The following is a 19,263-nucleotide window of genomic DNA, read 5'->3' as shown; positions in this document are numbered from 1 at the left end:
ACCACACACAAAGCCAAACGCCCATAACTTACCGTCCTTCCCGCACTTTCAGAATCGCCTGCGCGGCGTTTTGTCCCTGACTAGGCGGTGGGGCGTTGCGGGAGGCGTACTTGCCATTAGGCTTCATGATGCCAAAACTTGGGTAGGCCAATGGGTTAAGCCTGAAAAGCAGTTGCACCACCTGATCGTCGGTCAGGTACAGGTGTACGCCTTTTAATTTGTGGCGGACAATGAATTTCTTCCAGAGCGCGCTGTTGTCATTCACTTCCGTGTCGGGCAGATGAATATAGAGCAACTCCACATCCGTGGGCAACTGGGCCCGCAGCGCCGGGGCGTACAACACTTCGTTGCGACTTTCGTCGTCGAATAGATTCCACTTGATCACATATACAGTTTTTCCCTTGAAGAGCGCCTCGACTTGATCCAACGCGGACTTTCCCGAGGAGGCCGATTCAGCCAGCCAGATTCCGCTCAGTACCTCCGTAGGGTTGGCATTCAGATCAGTGCGTTTTTCTATCAATCTGATGTAGGTACTATCCTTCACTTCCAACTGGTACAACTCGTCCAGCGAATATCTGACAACAGACTTTTCTATTTTACTACGGATATGGGAGTAGAGCAGGCTCTGCTCCGGAAGAGAAAGCCGATAAAATCGCTGTACCAGCCAACGGGCGGCTAGCAGGTCATTGGTGGAGGTGCTAAATTTGTCAGCATAGGCACTGCTCTGCTTTTCAAACTGTGTGACCAGATCCAGTATCCGGCGGTTGCGGGCATATAGCGTATTGAGGAAATCCAGCCCGGCCGTTGTCGCGCTTCCTTCCTGGATCATGGTGTTCAACCGCTCGATTTCTCCGGTGGATAAAAGCGGGACGTATCGCTTGATGAGTTCCGCCATAGTCTCCACCTTCAATGATTTGGATTTAGTCGGATATTGATATTCCTTTTGTTCAACCAACCGGTCGGCGTAATCCCCCACCCGAATCATCCATTGTACACGTTGGAAGGTCAAAATACCCTGCGTCAACTCCGGCAGGCCACCGAGGGCATACAGTTGGGGGGTAGCTACATTGACCAGCGCATGCTCGAACAGAGCCGAGCGTTTTTCATCTCTAATGGTGGTCTCGATCCACTCTTGCAATTGCGGCGGTACTGTGGTTTTCTGAGAGATGTTTTTCAGAGCTGATAGCCGGAGTTGGGCCCGCTGATCCAAGGCTCTCAAAGCTTCGGAAGCTTCCAGGTTCCAGAAAGTCTCGAAGAAGTTCTCACCGTAGCGCTTGTTCGCTTTCATGATTCGGTCTTCCTCCATCACGTACTGCATGTACTTGTTGTTAGCCTCCGCATTGACACCCGAAAAGTAGAACAGCCGTTTTGCTTTGAACATGGAGTCTGCATCGAACGAGAGTTGCAGGCGACCTGGTGCAGCCAGGAAGGTAGTATATACTTTTCCCCCATAATCCAGGTACACTTCCTCCTGGGGATAGATTAGCGGCATCGTGACCTGGAAGGTACCGTCAGCCTGCAAAGGAGCTTGTCGTGCAAGTTCACTTTGGGGCTGGAGAATATTGTTGCGGGTAAATGTGATGGCCGGAGCCTGACGGTATAAGGCCGCCGTCAGGTTTAGCACGCGCCCGGTAATCACCACGGAATCGGGCTGGGCGAAGGAAATACTACTTACGCCAACTGTAAGCATCAAACCGACAGCAAGCCAAAAAGCGGAAAATCTAATCATGTAAAGCGATCTACTCATAACTCCTGGATTCATAAATTAAAGTACTACTTCACTCCTCCTTCCGATCTTCAAATTTAACCCGTATCCCATGGTACAATTCCTGTGCCTCGTAATCTTTCCGCAGGGGATGTCCCTCCCAATCGGCGGGCAATAGAATGCGGCGCAGGTCGGGATGGTCCTCGAAGCGTATACCCAACAAGTCGTAGGCTTCGCGCTCATGCCAGTCGGCGGTACGCCAAAGGTGACTCAGGGTAGGTATTACGGGAAGCGGCTCATCTGTCCCATTCCGGGCCAGTACCACTTTCAGCACCAGTGTGTGGCCGTAGGGGATGGAAGCAAAATGGTAAAGTACCTCCATGGTACCCTTCTCGGGGCCATTGTCCAAGGCTGTGATGCAAGCCAGGTGGTCAAAATACAACTGCTCGTGGCGGTAGAGTACCTCGGCCACCTCAGCGAGTCGCACCGCCGGAACAACCAGAAAAGGCTGCGGCACATTTTCAACGGCTTCGCTAATGACATCGGCGCCCAGGCAGTCGGTTAGCAGGGAATGAATAGCGGGAAAATCCATAAAGCAAAGGTAATGAATCGCACACTTATTTGCCTTCGACAAAATTCAGCTACCCTCCGGGCCTGCGTAGGGCAGGCAAGCCAAGTGAATGCCCGGTTCGAATTGAGTCGCCATTTTCCCAAATAAAAAGCCTCATCGCTAAACCTGCAGGGAAGGTACCTTGTTACTCACTAAGAGCAGAGCTAAAAGAGAGAAGGTACCTATGGGAAAATCGAGTTTTCCGGAAAAAGTGATTTTTGTGTGCGATGGCAAAAAATGTGGCCGGTACAGTGAAATTCGTAAATACTGTAAGGACGCTATCAAAGAACACGGCCTCAAGCATGAGGTGGAAGTAATCAAAATGGACTGCACCGATCACTGCAAGCAAGCGCCGGTAGTGTGTTTCCAACCCGGTAACCAATGGTTTGTGGAGGTCTCCGAGAAGCAAATTCGACAGTTATTCGATGAAATCGTGCTGGGTCAATAACACAGAAAGGGCCGCTTGCGGCCCTTTCTGTGCTGGTTTTGTTAGTTAGATTTACCGGCTACTTACGATACACGGCGACCTACCTTGCTGATTTCTTCGTCGAGCACGAAACGGCCGGTGGAGCTATTGGCGTCAATTAACTCGAAGAGTTCCATGACACGGCGGGCGTTGTGTTCTTCTTCGCGTTGTTCGCGCACATACCACATCATGAATTCTTCGGTAGCGTAATCGTTCAATTCGCGACACTTGGCCACAATGCGGTTGATCGAATGCGTCACGGCAATTTCGCCCTGTAAAGCGGTTTCAAAAACATCCCGTAGCGAACCAAACTCCTGCTGCACCTCATTGGGCGTGGGCGTAATGGCTACGCCTCCTACTTCGGTAATGTATTTGAAAATCTTCAGAAAATGCTCCCGCTCTTCTTCGGCCTGAGCATAAAGGTATCCTGCCGAATAATCGAATCCGTTGCGATCCAGCCACGCGGCCATCGCCAGGTACTTCAGCGACGCCTCGGCCTCCATTTTGCATTGGTCATTCAGGGCGGCTTCTATTTCTTCAGTGAGGGAAGTATGGAGTCTTACGAGGTCTTTCATGTCTGTTTTTTTGGTTTGAGCGTGTTAGGTTGAGTTTATAGGGTACTGCCTACACCAGCGATACAGTTCCCAGCGCTTCGTGCAGCATGCTATTGAGTTTCAAAGCGAACTTCGTGCCATCCAGCAAATCGCGAAGCTGAACGAGTTCGCAAAGCCCCAACTGTAGCGATACCCCCTGCTGAGGAGCTTCAATGATTTCAAAATCGAAATCATCAGATAAGTTGTAGATCATCTCATGGATATCGATCGCACTTACTTTCCGATGAAAGGCAAAAAAGTCGCGAAGGCGGAAGGCGGCAACTGTTTCCTGGAATTGGATATACACCCGATTGGTAAGATCACACTGCCACGAGCATCCTTTAGGTACCCGGTATAGTTCGTTCGAATTGATTGCCTGATTGGTCATTTAATGGAAAAGCCTATTGATTAAACCTTTGCGCAAAAATAGGGACTTGACCAGTAAGTAGCAATACTTATTTGAATTTATTCTAAATAAGTATTGTGGTTTCTAAAATGCAATAACTAAGCGGAGTGAGGCAAACCCTCCATTTCCAGAAGCAGGGTAGGTGCCAGGGGATGTTCGCGGCGGATTTTTTCCTGTAATTTCATAAAGCCCCCGATCAGCGCTTCCGGACGGGGTGGGCAACCCGGGACATACACATCGACGGGTATGATCTTATCCACTCCCTTCACGACATGGTAGCCGTGCTCCCAGTAGGGACCTCCGCAGTTGGAGCAGCTACCCATCGAAATCACATAGCGTGGCTCAGGCATCTGTTCGTAGAGCCGCCGTACGCGGTCGGCCATTTTGAAAGTGACGGTACCCGCCACAATCATCACATCCGACTGCCGGGGCGAAGGGCGAGGAAAGATGCCGAAGCGTTCCAGATCATAGTGAGAAGCGAAGGTAGCCATCATTTCGATGGCACAGCAGGCCAGTCCGAAGCCCATCGGCCACAGCGACGACAGCCGGGCCCAGTTCATAAGGTCTTCGGCGCTGGTCAAAATGATTCCCCCATCGCCGGTTTTGATACGTTCCATGGTTTCAGTTTTGTATGAGTTGTATATCGGATATGCCACCCGAGTGCCTTTCCCACCCGTCACTCCTTCACCTTTGATGGCTCAGTCCTATACTTTTCGTTCAGTTTTCCGTAGAGGTCGGCAGGTACAGGGCTGTTGAGCGGAGTTGCTTTTGGTTGGGGCCGCACCCAGTCAAGGTACCCCTTGACCCAGGCATACGCTAGTCCTAGCGCAAGTACCCCCACGAACACGGCCATTTCGGCTAGCGCAAACCAGCCCCATTGCCCGTCAGTCTGTGCGATCAAGTCCTTATTTCCAAAAACAACCGCCCAGGGAAAAAGAAAAACGAGTTCTACTTCGAACAGTACGAAGATCAGAGCCACGACATAAAAGCGCACGTTAAACTGTACGTTGGCATTGCCTACAGGATCTTCCCCCGACTCGTACGTTGTGTTTTTTTCGGGGTTGGGATGATGGGGGCGTAGTAACCGTCCTATGCCCAGCACGACCCCCAGTAAAGCGAAGCCCGCAATAATGAACAGCAGAATTATCCCGAAATCAGTCAGCATACCCCTTGTTTTGATCACGACAAAGGTAGGAAAAGGATTTTGCCCGGATGTACATATTTAATATAATAAAAAATACAAAATATTTTCACTATGATATAAATAAAATATAAAAATGCTCTATATTTGTAATATGTTTTATAGCAAATGTATGATATATGGAAACTGAAAAGAACAGCAATCAGATAGAAGAGGTAGTCCCCGCTCAGGTAGGCCTCATGCAACGCTCGGAGGAAGCCCTGGTACCCGCCCACGAACAGAAGTACCTCTACTTCGAAGGACGTCCGCGGGAGTACCGGTTCAACGGGCAAAACGGACAGTTCAATCTGTATGGCGACCGGGTACTTACTGACAAGTCGGGGCGCCTGCTTTCGTCATTCTCGTTCCAGCCGATTGCTTACCGGATCTTCGAAGACTGCCTGTTTGGTCGTTCGTTGCGCGAGTTGTGGGCCGAATTGTTCTTTGTGGATGACGACAATTGCGTGGCCTCCATTATGTTCAACAATACCTCGGTAAACGAATTGTACCGATTACTTGAGCCCATTCTGTACGAGCGCAAATCGCTGTGCGACGTAATACTTACCATAAAGCCCGAGCGGGTGCAAAGCAAGAACGATCCCAGCAAATCATGGTTCATTTCGCGATTCACCTACGAGCCGGCTAAACCCGAACGTATTGCTGAAATGCGTGAGTTTGTCAGGACGCATCGGGTTTACCGTAACGAAACGCTGACCGTTTCGGCGCAACACAAGCTGGTATCGCAGGGCTACTACATGGCCATCGATCCGCTGGACGATTATTCATTGCAGCAGGCTGCTTAACAATATAAAATCATGACACAGAACGGATTCATTGCCCTACGCGGGCTTAATTCCTTCCACATGGTGGATCGACATATTATCAAAGAAGTAGAGGTAGGGGCGAAGCACTCGCGGATTGTGACCCCCTATCATGTCATCGAAGTGGATACACGCTCTAACATGGATACGCTGAGCCTGCTTTGTGAGGAAGCGATGCAGGAGGTAATGACGGCGCAGAATTCAAGCCGTGATTTGTATCCGCGTCTGGCTGATCTACCCTTTTAAGATTCGGGTACGGTTGGAGCCGACTCATCGGCTCCAACCGTACCCGGGTTAAGGGTTGTTGGCTAAGAAAAGACTCACTTTACGAGAGTACCTCGTTCCGGTGAGAATGGTTAATGACCTCCCGCAGAATCATGATTTGCTGTTTCAGTAATTCAATCGTTTCGTCCCGATCGGCGATCTGATTTTGCAGACTTCGGGTGCGTTCACGCAGCAGGTCGGTCTGATTACTGGACGATTCGTTTTTTTGAGGAGCCACAAAAGGATCTCCCGTTCCCCTTAATAGCCAGTCACCATTCACGTCTTCAAAGCGGCGTGTGATACTGACCAGGGTTTCATAGCTGGGTTTGGTGCGGCGATTCAGGATAGTATAGAGCTTGGCAGGCTTGTCGAAACCCAACTCCTTGCTCAGTGCATATACGGTCATTCCTTTGGCTTGCAGGATAAATTCAATGCACTCGTGGATATCTAGTACGGAATCTTTCATATAGTTAATATATTATATATATTTGCTTAGATTCACAAAAATATCAAATACTTATTGGTTTTCCAGAACATATTTTTAAAATACATTCAAATCAATAGTTATTGTATATGTCAGAAATCAAAGATTCATTGGATTTATCCCGCTCAACCTGGCAGCGGCCCGTGGTTTCTCCCGAATGGGAGTTGTTCCGGGCTACGCAGCAAATGAGTTGGGGAGATTTGAAAAATGGTGTCCAGTCCGGTATTCTGGATATGTACCGGAGTATCGAACTCGGACTGAACCTACAGAAAGCTCTGGCCTCGCCCAAACTGAGCCAGCTTGGTGATAAACACGGTAAGGATTTGGTTTGCCGTTTGATTGGCCTTACCCTTACAGTATATTTTGGTCGCCTTTCCGCCAACCCCGAGGCACATTGGGGTACCTGGCGCTTACGGCAAACCGCTGAGTGGCTATTTGAAACCTATAGCCATGAGAGCCTGCGTGACCTGATGTATGCCTTCCGCCGCGAGCAGGGAAAGTTTGTCCACGATCTGTCTACCGTGATGACCGACTACCTGGAATGGCGGGCTGCCAAATTGGAAGAAACCCATCAGGCCCGATGCCAGGCGGATGTGAACCCCTGGCCCGACGACTTCAAAGAGAAACTACCGGAGCGGTGGTTTCTAGGATACCTAACCCAACCTCATGCAAACGATAGTAAAAACGCCGCCTAAGCGTAAGGCATCTGAATCCTCCTCTAGTAAGAAAACCCCTGTGCTGGCTGCCCCCCAGCCAGAAAAGAAAAAAAAACAGAATCAGGCCAGCTGGGACAAGTGGGTAAAAGAATGTGTCGTGTCGGTAAGTCCGGATGTGTGGCGTACCCACGCCTCGGAGCTGAGTCACGGGGCGCAGCTTCTGGAAGACCTGAAAAGAATCCCCAGGCAGGTTCTTCTCGACACGCCCACGCTTGACTACCTGTTCCGCTGTCCTTCCCAACTTTCGCACAATGCGCTGCTGGTTCTCAACGACGAAGACGTCGAATGCCTGGTAAGCCCCGAGAGCTTGTTGGAATGGGCCGACAAGATGCGCGGAGGACAATATATTATCAGTAAGGAGAACGGCTTTTTCGATAAGGTTTTTGCCCGTTTTGAACTAAAAGGCGTCGCGTCGACGGCCGAGGTATATCAGAAGTATCTCTCAATAAAAAGCACGGGGTCCGTTGAGATTTCCTGGGAACGCAAGCCCGGTGATTTGATCGGTATCCGGCTTGACGCTGAAGAGCGCCCCACCCGCATGATTGCGTCCCATGCCCTGCTACTGGGCGTACCCATTGTTTCACCGGATCTGCGATTCAATGCTTACCGAAAAGAAGGACTAAAGACTATATGGTGAAAACATTACCAGTAGGGCTATATGCCTAGACGTATTGAAGACTATACCTAACCTAAGTTGACTAATACAGGTATCAGAATAGGGTACCTTAGGAGGACAATCCCTCACCCCTCTATACAGACCGGCTACTCACGTTTCACGCGGGAGAGTCGGTTTTTTTATTTACCAAGTTCATAGGTTTCTTCATGCGATGCATAGCTAAAAACTAATAATTTTCTCCACAATTTTTCCTTCCTCGATGGTGATGGTAAAAGTACGGGTCTGTCCACCACTTTTTCCTATGGTTTCCACTTTCACATCATAGGTGCCGGTACTTAGGATAAATTTCCTGGGATTGCTTTCCGGGGAAGTGTAGGTACGACGATTTGATACCCCTGTTTTCGTTTTATTATCGGATATATGTACCATTGCATCCACTAGGCCAGAGGAACTTTTTGCTCCGATCAGGGCGGTACCTGTCTTGAACTCATGACTCCTTTTTGCCTCCTCCCCGGCCTTTATTTCAATATTTTCCAGTTTGTGCGAAATGGAAGAACCTTCAATTACAAGAGCTTGTACTTCGATATCGTAGACTCCGGGACTTAAATCGAAAGTACGGGGTTTGCCATAGGTACGGGCGGCCGCAACGGGTTTCTTGTCCGAATAAGTGTAAACCCGTACCATTGCATCCCATCCCTCTCCGTTGTTTGTGGTACTAACTTCAATTTTACCTCCGTCAAAATTTATGGTCTGATGATTAATCTGGTCTTTGAAACTCTGGATACGGCTTAAAGTAACGGGCAGAATATCACCCCTGATAGGGGTGGCTTCGAAATCGTAAACGCCCTGAGGTAAAAACATAAGAGCCGTGTCCGCATATGTACGGGCAATTCCTGCCTTTGACTTTGTACCCGCTCGATAGGCAACAATGTACGCGTCGATAGGCTTATCGTTTTTAAGAGCGTAAAGAGACATGTTTTCAACGGGTTTGTCTACACTGGCGGCGATTGCTTCATTCAGCACATCGCCCAGTCCACCCGCATCGGCAGCATCAAAGTACCGGCCGTCGCCGGCTTTGGCGGCACAACGCAGCTGTTCGGTTTCTCCGGCTTTTAGTCCGAAACCAACGATATGGAGTTTAAAGTCGATGCCCTCCTTTTTCGCGGCTTTTACCACCTCACAGATGTTTCCTTCACACGATTCGATTCCGTCGGTAATCAAAATAACAGTGGCCTTCATCTGAGTGGCCCGCAATCGGTCGAACACCTGCCGTGCCGAATAGGCCAATGGCGTTTTACCAAGGGGTTTTATGGTTTTTAACGACTGGTCGACCCGACTTTTTGTTCCATCCGCTATATCCACCAGAAATTCCACATCCTGACAATCTCCTTCTTTACGATGCCCGTATGCCACCAGGCCGATATTCTGATTATCAGGTAGTTTTTCTATCGAGTTTGACAGTACCTGGGAGGCAATCTGCATTTTGGTTTTTCCCTGCAATTTCCCCCACATGGAACCGCTGGCGTCATAAATGAAAAGAATGGGTGAGGGAGATGAGGCCGTCTGGGCGAACAGTGAAAGCGAAAAAAGGAAGTATAGTAGAAGGAGGGCAAGTGACTTCATGATTGGTACAATTGAGAGGGGAGGTGGCATAATATACCCAATTTTCCCGAAACGGTGACCTTATAAACGGAAAAATCCATCCGGAGCCAAAAGATCAGGATGGAAAAGGTACCTCCTCAAATAAACCAAACTACAAGATAAGAATAGAAAAAGTACCCCTTACCCTTTGGGATTAGAGGTATAAAAAATCAGTTCTTCTTCAACTACCTCGTATCGTTCGGCAGTTTCGGACGCCAGCGTATACTCTACTTTCTGACGGCCATGCAGGTAGCACAGCAATCGGCCCAGGGTTTGGGCGCGGTCAGTGGCCGTGCGAAGTTCACATTCGTAAATAGTCCAGATGTTCCAGCCCAGCTTTTCCAACAGAAATAAGTTTCGTTGGTCCCGCGCACGGTTGCGATTAATTTTTTCTTCCCACCAAGTACGATTGGATTTAGGCAGACGACCGATTCTGCAAGGTTCATGGCCGTGCCAGAAACACCCTTGCACCAGAATCACGGTATTGTATTTACGCAAGACAAGATCAGGACGACCGGGAAGTCGACGATCATGCAGCCGGTATCTGAAGCCATGCCGATGCAGGCACTTCCTGACCAGCCATTCGGGCCGGGTGTCTTTCCCCCGAATGGCCTGCATGATTTTCCGCCTTTTGGCCTTATCAAAGATATCTGCCACTGGTTAAAATTCAATTAACAGTAGATAAGCATATGATAAAGCCGTTGGCTAACGAACTGTAAAGCGACACTCATATCACTCTTTTCTTCCTCACTCAACTTCCTATGAGTTACTGCTGCACGAACAACACCTTGAAAACAGGCTAAGCTGCTTGCCTGCCATTGAAAAGACGTACTCTCTCTTCGTATAGATCCAGTCCAGCGCGTATGGCTTCCCGAATTTCCTTGGCGGTCAGACCACCCGATTGGGCCAACTGATAACACTGGCTGGAAACCGAGCCATGTTGAGCCGTCCACTGTTTTAAATACAAAATAATGCCTTGCTTTCCTCGCATAATTCTGGTGCTTATTGTTTCCTTACAAAGATAAAACTTTATAATATAACTATGGGCTAAATTGTAAAATTATGTTATATTTGTATTGTACTAGAAAATTAAAAGCGTACATGAACATTGTGAGACAAACGATGCCCGAAACGGTTCAGCAAGCCGAGCTGGAGCGCGCCTTGCGCCCGCTGAGCTTCGACGATTTTTCGGGTCAGGAAAAGGTGCTGGACAATCTGAAAATATTTGTTCAGGCAGCGATCGAGCGTAAGGAACCGCTGGATCATGTCCTGTTGCATGGCCCTCCCGGCTTGGGTAAGACCACCCTGGCCGCTATCCTGGCCAATGAACTTGGAGCGCATCTCAAGACTACAAGCGGGCCCGTACTCGATAAGCCTAATGAACTGGCTGGCCTGCTTACCAATCTGCAGCCGGGCGATGTCTTGTTCATTGATGAAATCCATCGTCTGAACCCTGTCGTGGAGGAGTACTTGTACTCTGCCATGGAGGATTTCAAGATCGATATCATGCTCGATAGCGGTCCTAATGCTCGCTCGGTTCAGATCGGGCTGAGTCCTTTTACCCTGGTGGGAGCTACCACCCGCGCCGGTATGCTTACAACGCCTCTGCGCGCCCGATTCGGCATTTCCTGTCGTTTGGAGTACTACCAGCCCAGTCTCTTGTCTACCATCATTCAACGATCAGCCGATCTACTGGGATGTCCCATCAGCGAAGATGGTGCGCTGGAACTGGGTACCCGTAGCCGGGGTACCCCCCGTATTGCCAACAACCTGCTGCGCCGTGCCCGCGACTTTGCGCAGGTACTTGGTACGGGCACGATTACCACCGATGTGGTACAACGCACGCTAAGGGCATTGGAGGTGGGCGAAAACGGTCTTGACGAGATGGACAATCGTATTCTGACCACCATTGTGGAGAAGTTCGCCGGGGGGCCCGTAGGCCTCTCGACTATCGCGACCGCGGTAGCCGACGAAGCCGAAACCATCGAGGAGCTATACGAACCCTTTTTAATTCAGGAGGGGTACCTTAAGCGCACCTCGCGCGGCCGGGAGGTAACTGAAAAAACCTATAGGTACCTGGGCGTGGAATTACCTGAAAAGTGGCAGCAGGCGGCATGATTTTTTAATGATTGATAGTATATATTTATATTATATAAGGGAATCATTTTGGTAATTATAGCGTTTAATTATAACAGGCGTAAAGCATTGTAGACTATGGAGACGAACTTGGAAAAATCATATAAAGATCAGGAAGAATGGCGGCGTTCCATACCCGCTCAGGTTTTCCTGAATCACTTCTTTGGTATTCATCGCCACATTGAGCACATGCGGCACACGAAGAGCTTGGGTCAGGTGTTGCACTTTCGAGAATTTGCTCCACAATTAACTCAGGAGCAGGAAGATATCGCCAAGCGATTACTGATTCAAGCCTGGAATACGGAATATGCCCTTCGTAAGACCGCCGAGAACCGTGATGAAACGTTTCATCGCAATGCGCTGTATTGGACGTTCCCGCAGGCTTATTACAGTATTTTCTTTGCTACGAAAGCATTTTTGACCGTGCAGGGAGGAAGTGTGAGCAACGAATGGGTCGCGCGCGCGCGCGTAGGGCGGCTTGTGGCGGCCAATTGGTACCCTGCCCCCCTTGCCTTTGGCGCGATGGGGTACCCGGGTCATTTTATGCATTTGGGGTTGCCCTCCGGACATTTCAAGCCCAATCTGCAATTGATCGATACGCCGCATGAGTGGCAGGCGCAGGTAGGACAGTTTCTACGGACTACCCGCACCCAGCAGATGCAGGCGGCCCGGGTCCGGACTCAAGCTGATCCCGAGAAGGCATTGCGCACCAAGACCGGAAAAATCGCAACTCGTTTTGGTGCCAAAGAGTGGGCCGAGGTGGCTAAGCGCGTGAGCCCTACCAGTTTTCTGGACCTTTTTGCCCGGTTGAAGATTTCCTCGACGCACCGTGAGATTGAACGCTTTCTGGAAGCAGAAATTGATTTCCGTCTTTTTCACACTTGTTTGTTCGAGACTGTACGGTACATCAATTCCGTGCACGAGGCCTACGTCGCCAAGGCGATGGGAGCTGAACGTTTCGCGGAGTTCAAGGAATCACTGCCTGAGTACCTCCGCCATGAATTCGGAAATGGTCCCAAAGGACCACAGGAAGCGGCCGTCATTCCGCTGGAACCGCGGCGGTTCGAGAAAATGGCCGGTTAAACAAACACTTAATCTTAACGCACAGAATCATGAATACGAATCCAGCATTTTTTAAGAGCAAGGGAGGTGGACAGTACTTCAAACGTGAGGGCGACCGTGTGAAAATCGTGTGCCTGTATGAGTTCAACCCTTCGGTGGAGCGCACGACCTATGATGATAAATTGATTTCGGCCCTGGAGTGCATTCCCTGCGACGAAGCGTCGTTCAACAGCGCCCAGGATCAGGTCATCCGTATCCTGCAACTGAGCGACGGCGGATGGGCCCAAAGAGCATAATGTAGTTTTGGTTTTATGGATAAATGAACAGCTCCAGGTTTCTGACCTGGGGCTGTTTTGTTTGCGGGAAACCCGGTAAATCTTGTTAGGATACAGCTGCAAACAATAAAAGAGTGAAATGTAGTTTTAGCGGTTCGTCGCTAAGATTTATGGATAAATCCGATAGGTTCGGGCTACTGGCCCAAACCTATTTTGTTTTTGGTCTTTTCGTTCGATCCCACCAAACGTACATTCCGAAACCGACCGTACATACCACACTCGCCCAAATAAGCCCCCTTTGCAGGCGTTCGGTGTTGCCGCCGAGGTAGGCTAAAAAACCGATAAGGGGCGTGATGCCCAGTGCAGTTCCGGCCATGAAGCGCCAGAAATGCATGCGGGTAAGCCCGGCCATAAAGCTAATTGTATCGTTAGAAAGGAAAGGAGCCAGCCGGAATAGGATCACTGTTCCCAGACCGTAGTTTTTGAGGTAAGTGGCCATTTTCTGTTCGGCTTTTTTACCCAATAGAGCCAATAGGGTAGCCTTGCTCAAAGATTTCCCAATGAAGTAAGCAGCGGTGGATGCCAGCAAGATTCCCAAAAGCGCCAGTGCGCTGCCCCACCAGGGGCCATAGGCTAAGGTACATACCAAAATCAATAGCCACGAAGGAATCACGAAAGCAATCATTTGTACAAAAAATAGAACTAAAAGCAGTGCTGGCCCTCCCAAACCAAACTGCGAAACCCAAGAGGCAACGCGTGCTTCCTCTCCACTGGTGAGTACCTGCCAGGCCTCCCGGCAAAACTGCTGAAAATCGGGCAGTAAAAAGTAGAACAATGTACCTCCGCCGATGATAAGAGCCGAAAGAACCAGGGGTAGGTACCTGGTAAAAGCGATTCCAGAAGAATTATGAGGGGAAGCGGCCATTCAGTGGAGTGTTTCAGCTCGCAGACAAAGTTTCCAGTTAGTCGGATAGGGTGGGTGATGCAGGCTCGTATGTCCATCCCCAGACTTTCCTATCCTCTTCATCATAAACGGTTCCCAGGTACCTGAAACCATTTTTTTGCAGAATTTTGGTGGAGAAATTATTTTCGGGGAGGGTGCAGGCGGTAATTTGTACGGAGGAATCGGTTGCCTGAGCCGGTTCGACCAGTTTTTTGGCTATTTCAGTTCCTACTCCCTGCTGCCTGAACCGCTCGAAGGTACCATAGGCTATTTCAACTTTGCCCGCTGCTGGCGGCCCTTTGTAGGCGGCACATCCTACCAATTCACCATCCTTCTGCGCATAATAGCCGATCCAGGGTGGATGATAGCCGATTTTATTAAAATAATTCAGAGTACTGAGCAGGTTATCCTGGCAGTCGGGATGCATGGCGAATACTTCGTTTTCCTCGACTGTCTGCCTGATGGGAAGTAACTCCATTTTATGATTTTTTAAAGAGCAAAGTCAGGACTCGGGGTACCGTTGTCCGGATATTCTCGTCAAAATATTCGTTCATATCTACCAGCTGCAGCCCGTACTTTTTGGCCGTTTGCACAAAATCGGATATGTGGTGCGTGAAACAAGGAACAACCTGGGTACCTTCTGCCGTATCGAACCGGGCCTTGCTGCCTGAATACTGCTTGAAAGGGTGCAGTTCGCCCACATATACGTATCCTCCCGGCAGCAGGACTGCCGTCGTTTTCTGAAAAACAGGACCCAAGTCTTCAATATGTTCAAGTACCAGGCTAAATGTCACCAGGTTGTAATTCCCATCGGCAAATGTCCAGGGTTGGGTCATATCGGCCTGATGAAATTCTACCGTATCGGAATTGATTTTCTGCCGGGCTTTGGCCAGCATCTCGGTCGAAAGATCCACCGCAGTGGTGTGCCTGGCTTTTGTGATTAGCCATTCAGTATTCTTGCCCGTGCCGCATCCCATTTCCAGGGCGTTGTCAAAGGGTACCTCGGCCAGCGTGATCCGCAGAGCCTGGCCTTCAAGGTCACGGGTTTTGTTCAGGTTCGTGTCATATTGCTCCGACCACAGGTCGTAGGCTTGGGCAGTATTCATAGTATGGTTGGGATACATTATTACAAACACGCAAAAAGGGGCATTTGCATAATCTGTTATTCCTGACTGATCAGTGGAACACCCTGCATTGCTTCAAGGTAGCTCCAAAGTACAAAAATCAGGATGCTTCCGAACACTACCAAAACTGCCGCATTCTTTTGTCTGGTCGTTAATCGGCGAGTAGCCAGAAATAACCCCAATAGCATCAGGACCTGCAAACCGTGTAGTCCGAAGAAATGGGCAATGCGCAAGTCGCCAAAACGAGTGCTCCAATTAAGCAACGGGAGGCCTGGTCCGCCATCGGGCGCGCCCACCGTGTGGCCCCGTTGCGCCGACATATAGCCTCCCAAGGCGCTTCCCAGCAGAAAAAGAAAAAGACCCAGGCGAGCCCCAAGTACATAGGGCCCCGGCAGATTTCTTAAATCGGCTCTGAAATACCGGATGGTAAAGAGTACGGTCCACAGGGTATTGTAGAGGATGAATAGCCCCATGATGGAATAAACCATGCCTCCTTCCTGCGACTCCATATTGAAATGAGACTTGACACCCCGCGCTGCCTGTATGACAATGGCTGTAATTTCCACAACCATAGCTACCACGATCTGTATCGAAAATATACGGACGAAACGGCTCTTGGGCAAATCTCCTGCGAGCCAGCCAAAAGTGAACAGGTAGATCGTCACGGAGACGAAAAACTTGAAAGGTTTGATCCAGCGGTTTATTCCGAGAATTTGGGTATCGTCCACCAGCATGAAAAGCACCATGAGGAAGGCACCAACCAGATTGGCCAATCCGGCGTAATACAGAATTGGGTTGCGTTCACGCAGGGCAGAGAACAGATTCAAGAGCTGGGAAGGGTTTGTAGTAGGGTAAAAGTAAGAAATCCGTACCTTTCGTACAACACGCATCTGCCCCGTTAAAGCTAATTCCGAGGATTATCAAGCAGCAAGGAGCATTGTTCTATGCAGCACAAAAAAGGCTGCTATTCCTGACGATTCTTTCGTATTCTTGTCAGAAAGAATTTTCTAACCTTCCAAAATTCTGATAACCCGATGAAAGAATATAAGCTCGAAAGCCTGATTTACTACAGTAAACTCACGCTCGACTCCAATCATATACTCAACTCCTCCACGAAAGACATCCAGGCCAAGTTGGATGAGTACGCCCAAAACGGCTGGCGTCTGGTATCTACCAACACTACCGGTTTTGGTGCGGCCGTTTATTTTTACCTGTACTTCGAGCGGGACGTAGCCTCATGAGTGATGGTTGGCGGAGTCGGGTGCCGATCAATGCTCGTCTCCGTCGTAAATCCACATGGACTTAGTCTCCCCGGCCCGTTTGAATCCGATCTTCTTGTAGAACTCCACCGTGTCGCCGTCGGCGGTGAGTACCTGCATGTGGAAATGGCCGTATTTCTCCTGCATTTTTTCCAGGAGTCTGAGTCCGATTCCTTTTCCCTGATATTCGGGATGAACCAGAAAGTGCGGGTAGTACACCACCAGGTACCCGTCAGAGATGGCATTACCCAGGCCCACGAGCTTGTCGCCTTCCCAGGCAGTGTACAAAGAGTGCGAATTGAGCAAACCCTGATGCAGTTCCGAAGGCTTGCCGGCCGCACTCCATTCGTTGGCCTGGTACAACGCCAGGATATCTTCTATTTTCAGGTCTCTTCGGTCGGAGATAATAATTTCCATAGGGTAGGGTAGTTGATTAGTATTTTGGATGAGCAAAGGAAAAACCCGTTTCTTCCTCATCTACCCCTAACAACGACTTCTCCAATGGCGTTTCCTGTGTTGGTTAATTTGCGTTTTTTATCGAGGCGGTACCTGACGTAGGGAATTAGAGTAAAGTAGGCCTACTTTGGTATTTTCCTTACCCAAAACACCATAGGTTTGGGGGTTGAGATTTCCTCCCCGACATCGGGCCATTCCATGGTTGTCTGAAGCGATGGCATCTTTTGGTACCCTCTTTTGAGCCAGAAATCATCGTTGCTTCGGTAGTTGGAGGGCATAAGCGGATGTGAGGTACCCCGGTCTACGGCGCAGAAGCAGGTATGCGTGTGGGTGCCGAACGACTTCGCATGAGCCTCCCGTTCGTCGAAGAACAGGTGGCCGAAACCCTGGCCCCGATGAGGCTGCAAAATGATGCTCTCCCCAAAATAGAAGTAGGTAGCTGGATCTAAACCGTTTTCCCGAAAGGGCTTTTTCAATTCATCCGTTTCCTCATCCAGCGGTAGGCAGGTTGTCGCTCCCACCATTTTATCACGGAGATAGAGTGCCGCCATGAACGACCGTTCGGACCTGGAGTAGATCTGTAGGTAGTCTTTTTCGTAGGCCACATTTCCTTCGTATAGGTAGGGGTACCCCCTGAAAACCGCAATTCTCAAAGCGGCAAGCTCATCAAAAACCGACGCGATTTCTGCTCCTTTTAGCCTGACTATCTCGTACTTAGTTTCGGACATTTCAGGAAACCAGACTGATCCACAAGGGGAGATTGTAGTAGGTAGTAACCCGGGTGATTTTATTATCGGCAACCTCCACAAAAGCCGCCGCGGGGAGTTCGTAAGCCTGGCCGTGCGCTTCCGGGAAGCCTTCCTCACCTTGTTTGTAAATTCCGTTTACGGTGAATTCCACCGCAATTCTTCTGCCCGACGGCTCCGTAAAAAATACCATATCAGACAGCGTTTCTTCGTAGGCCGTGTCCATCATACCCAGAAATTCGGTAAATTTTTGGATACCTACCCTGACATCGCCCTGATTGGGTTCATGCCTGATTTCGGGGGCTACGAGGGCGAGCATGCCAGCCCAGTTTTTGTCGTTGAATGCGGCGTAATAGTTTTGAACGATTTCTAAGGATGTCATTCGATTGGGAAAGGAGTTGGTGTAAAAAATGCCACAAAGGTACGCTACAGAAAGTAACGGGTTGATGTGGATAGGAATCCAATCCATGAATTTGGATCACAAACGGTTTACTCGCGTAGCCCGTTTGTATGGCAGCTACTGCTTTTCGACGTATTTCTTAAAGTTATCCAGAATGGCCTGCCATCCTGCCTGCTGCATCTCCACCGTGTTTTCCGATTCGGGCTCAAAGGTTTCCGTTACCTTGGTCTGGCCGTCCGACTCCCCGAAAGCCACCGAAACTTTGCGATCATCGGTGAGCACGTACTCCAGCAACTCCTTTTCCTTGACTGTCTGGTAGGTACCTGTAAAATCGAAGCCGAAACTTCCATCCCGTGCCTCCATGCGGAACACAAACTTCCCTCCTTCGGTCAGGTCGTTATCGGCGCTGGGGGTGTACCAGTCGTCGCTGGCGTTGTTCCACTGCCTAATGTTTTCGGGCGTAGTCCAGCATTTCCAGACTTGGTCAAGTGGGGCGTCGATGGTCGTCTCTACGGTGATGGTGTTATTTTCGTTAGCCATGAGGTTGTGTTTCGGTAAGTGGTTAGTGAAAGGGTATCAAAACCGGAAAAAATCTATGCCGATTGGATTTTCTCACTTGTGTGGGGCCAATGCTAGGCAAAGTGAGCACGACGTCGAATGCTCGTTTTTCAAATCGAGCGCAGGGTACCCCATTCCAGGTACCCTCCCCAGTAGATGCAATCTGGCGAGAGTGGAGAAAAACAAAGGGGTACCTTCTTCATCGATTGGGATTGAGAAGGGAGAGATGATCTTAAGAAATTAAGAGTTGTACAAATCAGTTCGGAATGTACGGTCCTCCCGTTTCTCCCCAACCCCACCTGGGCATGGGTTCGGACTCGACCATGGGATTTTCGGTAAGCTGGGAGTTAATGACCGCCAGCCGGGTACCCCACTCAAGGTACCCTACCAGGGCCGAGCGAAATTCCGGATCGCTTTTGAGTCCCAGTTCGTCGGCAGTTTGTAAAAGAAGCTGGAGCCAGCGCTGCCGTTTTTCTTCGGTGAGCATTTTACCGATATGTTCGCCGATCATTTTAGCGTGGCTTCCCTGGTCCTGTTCTGTGTACAGGGTAGGTCCGCCAAAGACTTCCGCCACAAAGTGGGCCACGTGTCGGACATGGTCGGGAGACATGTTTTTGAAGAGACTACCCAACAAATCGTCCCGCAGGACTTTATCGTAAAATGTCTCGAACAGGGTTTCAAAGGTCTGGATATCACCCGCCCATTCGTATAAAGTAGGTACCGTCTTCATCGTAATGTTAGCTTTTTTACACTACGCAAGCTACCTAAAAACGCTCAGAACTTTCGCGTTGAAGTTTTGGGT

Annotated in this window: 28 protein-coding genes; 9 read left to right on the top strand and 19 right to left on the bottom strand. The window is 49.6% G+C overall.

Annotated features, from left to right (window positions below):
- Window positions 1-28: 28 nt before the first annotated feature.
- Together GBK04_RS04930 and GBK04_RS04925 are read right to left on the bottom strand one after the other, a co-directional pair.
- Window positions 29-1,693: a hypothetical protein gene (locus tag GBK04_RS04930; RefSeq protein ID WP_373330720.1), complete on the bottom strand. Its 1,665-nt coding sequence runs from the start codon at window positions 1,691-1,693 to the stop codon at window positions 29-31.
- Window positions 1,694-1,778: 85 nt separating this feature from the next.
- Window positions 1,779-2,297 carry an NADH-quinone oxidoreductase subunit C gene (locus GBK04_RS04925; RefSeq protein ID WP_152757389.1) on the bottom strand — a complete coding sequence of 173 codons (519 nt, stop codon included), beginning with the start codon at window positions 2,295-2,297 and terminating at the stop codon, window positions 1,779-1,781.
- Window positions 2,298-2,499: 202 nt separating this feature from the next.
- Between GBK04_RS04925 and GBK04_RS04920 the strand changes: the two genes are divergently transcribed.
- Entirely contained in the window at window positions 2,500-2,763 is a 264-nt protein-coding gene (locus GBK04_RS04920) for a (2Fe-2S) ferredoxin domain-containing protein (RefSeq protein ID WP_152757387.1), read from the top strand.
- Window positions 2,764-2,825: 62 nt separating this feature from the next.
- Here the strand turns inward: GBK04_RS04920 and GBK04_RS04915 are convergent, their stop codons facing one another.
- The 4 genes from GBK04_RS04915 to GBK04_RS04900 all read right to left on the bottom strand — a co-directional run bounded on the left by GBK04_RS04915 (window position 2,826) and on the right by GBK04_RS04900 (window position 4,945).
- Window positions 2,826-3,356 carry a ferritin gene (locus GBK04_RS04915; RefSeq protein WP_152757385.1) on the bottom strand — a complete coding sequence of 177 codons (531 nt, stop codon included), beginning with the start codon at window positions 3,354-3,356 and terminating at the stop codon, window positions 2,826-2,828.
- Between the two features lie 49 nt (window positions 3,357-3,405).
- Window positions 3,406-3,762: a hypothetical protein gene (locus GBK04_RS04910; RefSeq protein ID WP_152757383.1), complete on the bottom strand. Its 357-nt coding sequence runs from the start codon at window positions 3,760-3,762 to the stop codon at window positions 3,406-3,408.
- Window positions 3,763-3,878: 116 nt separating this feature from the next.
- Window positions 3,879-4,397, bottom strand: coding sequence for an NADH-quinone oxidoreductase subunit NuoB (nuoB, locus tag GBK04_RS04905; protein ID WP_152757381.1), 519 nt, complete (start codon window positions 4,395-4,397; stop codon window positions 3,879-3,881).
- Between the two features lie 59 nt (window positions 4,398-4,456).
- On the bottom strand, window positions 4,457-4,945 hold the full coding sequence (locus GBK04_RS04900) for an NADH-quinone oxidoreductase subunit A (protein ID WP_152757379.1): 489 nt from the start codon (window positions 4,943-4,945) through the stop codon (window positions 4,457-4,459).
- Between the two features lie 155 nt (window positions 4,946-5,100).
- Here GBK04_RS04900 and GBK04_RS04895 point away from each other — a divergent pair, with 155 nt between their 5' ends.
- Both GBK04_RS04895 and GBK04_RS04890 read left to right on the top strand, forming a co-directional pair.
- Window positions 5,101-5,763, top strand: a complete 663-nt coding sequence (locus GBK04_RS04895) for a hypothetical protein (RefSeq protein WP_152757377.1) — start codon at window positions 5,101-5,103, stop codon at window positions 5,761-5,763.
- Between the two features lie 12 nt (window positions 5,764-5,775).
- Complete coding sequence (locus GBK04_RS04890; protein ID WP_152757375.1) at window positions 5,776-6,027, top strand: hypothetical protein; 252 nt, start codon at window positions 5,776-5,778, stop codon at window positions 6,025-6,027.
- A 79-nt stretch (window positions 6,028-6,106) separates the two neighbouring features.
- Here GBK04_RS04890 and GBK04_RS04885 read toward each other — a convergent pair whose 3' ends face one another.
- Entirely contained in the window at window positions 6,107-6,511 is a 405-nt protein-coding gene (locus GBK04_RS04885; protein ID WP_152757373.1) for a helix-turn-helix transcriptional regulator, read from the bottom strand.
- 107 nt (window positions 6,512-6,618) lie between these two features.
- On the opposite strand from GBK04_RS04885, the gene GBK04_RS04880 reads away from it, so the two are divergent.
- Window positions 6,619-7,224 carry a hypothetical protein gene (locus tag GBK04_RS04880; protein WP_152757371.1) on the top strand — a complete coding sequence of 202 codons (606 nt, stop codon included), beginning with the start codon at window positions 6,619-6,621 and terminating at the stop codon, window positions 7,222-7,224.
- Window positions 7,196-7,882, top strand: coding sequence for a hypothetical protein (locus GBK04_RS04875; protein ID WP_152757369.1), 687 nt, complete (start codon window positions 7,196-7,198; stop codon window positions 7,880-7,882). The genes GBK04_RS04880 and GBK04_RS04875 overlap by 29 nt, the downstream gene beginning before the upstream one ends.
- 198 nt (window positions 7,883-8,080) lie before the next feature.
- On the opposite strand, the gene GBK04_RS04870 is transcribed toward GBK04_RS04875, so the two are convergent.
- From GBK04_RS04870 to GBK04_RS04860, 3 genes are all read right to left on the bottom strand, one after another.
- Window positions 8,081-9,484: a vWA domain-containing protein gene (locus GBK04_RS04870; RefSeq protein ID WP_373330719.1), complete on the bottom strand. Its 1,404-nt coding sequence runs from the start codon at window positions 9,482-9,484 to the stop codon at window positions 8,081-8,083.
- A 159-nt stretch (window positions 9,485-9,643) separates the two neighbouring features.
- On the bottom strand, window positions 9,644-10,159 hold the full coding sequence (locus GBK04_RS04865) for a very short patch repair endonuclease (protein ID WP_373330718.1): 516 nt from the start codon (window positions 10,157-10,159) through the stop codon (window positions 9,644-9,646).
- 142 nt (window positions 10,160-10,301) lie between these two features.
- Entirely contained in the window at window positions 10,302-10,493 is a 192-nt protein-coding gene (locus tag GBK04_RS04860; protein WP_152757365.1) for a hypothetical protein, read from the bottom strand.
- 110 nt (window positions 10,494-10,603) lie between these two features.
- Between GBK04_RS04860 and ruvB the strand changes: the two genes are divergently transcribed.
- The 3 genes from ruvB to GBK04_RS04845 all read left to right on the top strand — a co-directional run bounded on the left by ruvB (window position 10,604) and on the right by GBK04_RS04845 (window position 12,996).
- A complete protein-coding gene (ruvB, locus tag GBK04_RS04855) occupies window positions 10,604-11,620 on the top strand; it encodes a Holliday junction branch migration DNA helicase RuvB (RefSeq protein ID WP_152757363.1) in 1,017 nt (338 codons plus the stop codon).
- A gap of 96 nt (window positions 11,621-11,716) precedes the next feature.
- Window positions 11,717-12,721, top strand: a complete 1,005-nt coding sequence (locus GBK04_RS04850) for a hypothetical protein (protein ID WP_152757361.1) — start codon at window positions 11,717-11,719, stop codon at window positions 12,719-12,721.
- 29 nt (window positions 12,722-12,750) lie between these two features.
- Window positions 12,751-12,996, top strand: a complete 246-nt coding sequence (locus GBK04_RS04845; protein WP_152757359.1) for a hypothetical protein — start codon at window positions 12,751-12,753, stop codon at window positions 12,994-12,996.
- Between the two features lie 187 nt (window positions 12,997-13,183).
- On the opposite strand, the gene GBK04_RS04840 is transcribed toward GBK04_RS04845, so the two are convergent.
- Genes GBK04_RS04840 through GBK04_RS04825 form a run of 4 tightly spaced genes read right to left on the bottom strand, consistent with a single transcriptional unit; the run spans window position 13,184 to window position 15,869 of the window.
- Window positions 13,184-13,900, bottom strand: coding sequence for a TVP38/TMEM64 family protein (locus tag GBK04_RS04840; protein ID WP_152757357.1), 717 nt, complete (start codon window positions 13,898-13,900; stop codon window positions 13,184-13,186).
- A gap of 37 nt (window positions 13,901-13,937) precedes the next feature.
- Window positions 13,938-14,396, bottom strand: a complete 459-nt coding sequence (locus GBK04_RS04835; protein ID WP_152757355.1) for a GNAT family N-acetyltransferase — start codon at window positions 14,394-14,396, stop codon at window positions 13,938-13,940.
- A gap of 1 nt (window position 14,397) precedes the next feature.
- Entirely contained in the window at window positions 14,398-15,024 is a 627-nt protein-coding gene (locus GBK04_RS04830; protein ID WP_152757353.1) for a class I SAM-dependent DNA methyltransferase, read from the bottom strand.
- Window positions 15,025-15,080: 56 nt separating this feature from the next.
- Entirely contained in the window at window positions 15,081-15,869 is a 789-nt protein-coding gene (locus tag GBK04_RS04825) for a hypothetical protein (RefSeq protein ID WP_152757351.1), read from the bottom strand.
- Between the two features lie 207 nt (window positions 15,870-16,076).
- On the opposite strand from GBK04_RS04825, the gene GBK04_RS04820 reads away from it, so the two are divergent.
- Window positions 16,077-16,283, top strand: coding sequence for a DUF4177 domain-containing protein (locus GBK04_RS04820; RefSeq protein WP_152757349.1), 207 nt, complete (start codon window positions 16,077-16,079; stop codon window positions 16,281-16,283).
- A gap of 27 nt (window positions 16,284-16,310) precedes the next feature.
- Here the strand turns inward: GBK04_RS04820 and GBK04_RS04815 are convergent, their stop codons facing one another.
- The 5 genes from GBK04_RS04815 to GBK04_RS04795 all read right to left on the bottom strand — a co-directional run bounded on the left by GBK04_RS04815 (window position 16,311) and on the right by GBK04_RS04795 (window position 19,191).
- The gene (locus tag GBK04_RS04815) at window positions 16,311-16,718 is read right to left on the bottom strand and encodes a GNAT family N-acetyltransferase (RefSeq protein WP_152757347.1); all 408 of its coding nucleotides are present in this window, start codon (window positions 16,716-16,718) and stop codon (window positions 16,311-16,313) included.
- A 161-nt stretch (window positions 16,719-16,879) separates the two neighbouring features.
- The gene (locus tag GBK04_RS04810) at window positions 16,880-17,485 is read right to left on the bottom strand and encodes a GNAT family N-acetyltransferase (protein WP_152757345.1); all 606 of its coding nucleotides are present in this window, start codon (window positions 17,483-17,485) and stop codon (window positions 16,880-16,882) included.
- 1 nt (window position 17,486) lies between these two features.
- Entirely contained in the window at window positions 17,487-17,885 is a 399-nt protein-coding gene (locus GBK04_RS04805; protein WP_152757343.1) for a nuclear transport factor 2 family protein, read from the bottom strand.
- Between the two features lie 135 nt (window positions 17,886-18,020).
- Window positions 18,021-18,443: an SRPBCC family protein gene (locus tag GBK04_RS04800; protein WP_152757329.1), complete on the bottom strand. Its 423-nt coding sequence runs from the start codon at window positions 18,441-18,443 to the stop codon at window positions 18,021-18,023.
- 274 nt (window positions 18,444-18,717) lie between these two features.
- A complete protein-coding gene (locus GBK04_RS04795; protein ID WP_152757327.1) occupies window positions 18,718-19,191 on the bottom strand; it encodes a group II truncated hemoglobin in 474 nt (157 codons plus the stop codon).
- Window positions 19,192-19,263 lie beyond the last annotated feature (72 nt).

Origin of the sequence: Salmonirosea aquatica, from assembly GCF_009296315.1 — a bacterium.
Classification (GTDB): domain Bacteria; phylum Bacteroidota; class Bacteroidia; order Cytophagales; family Spirosomataceae; genus Salmonirosea; species Salmonirosea aquatica.
The sequence above is the reverse complement of the archived record's forward strand: the minus strand, read 5'-3'. Positions and strand labels throughout refer to the sequence as shown.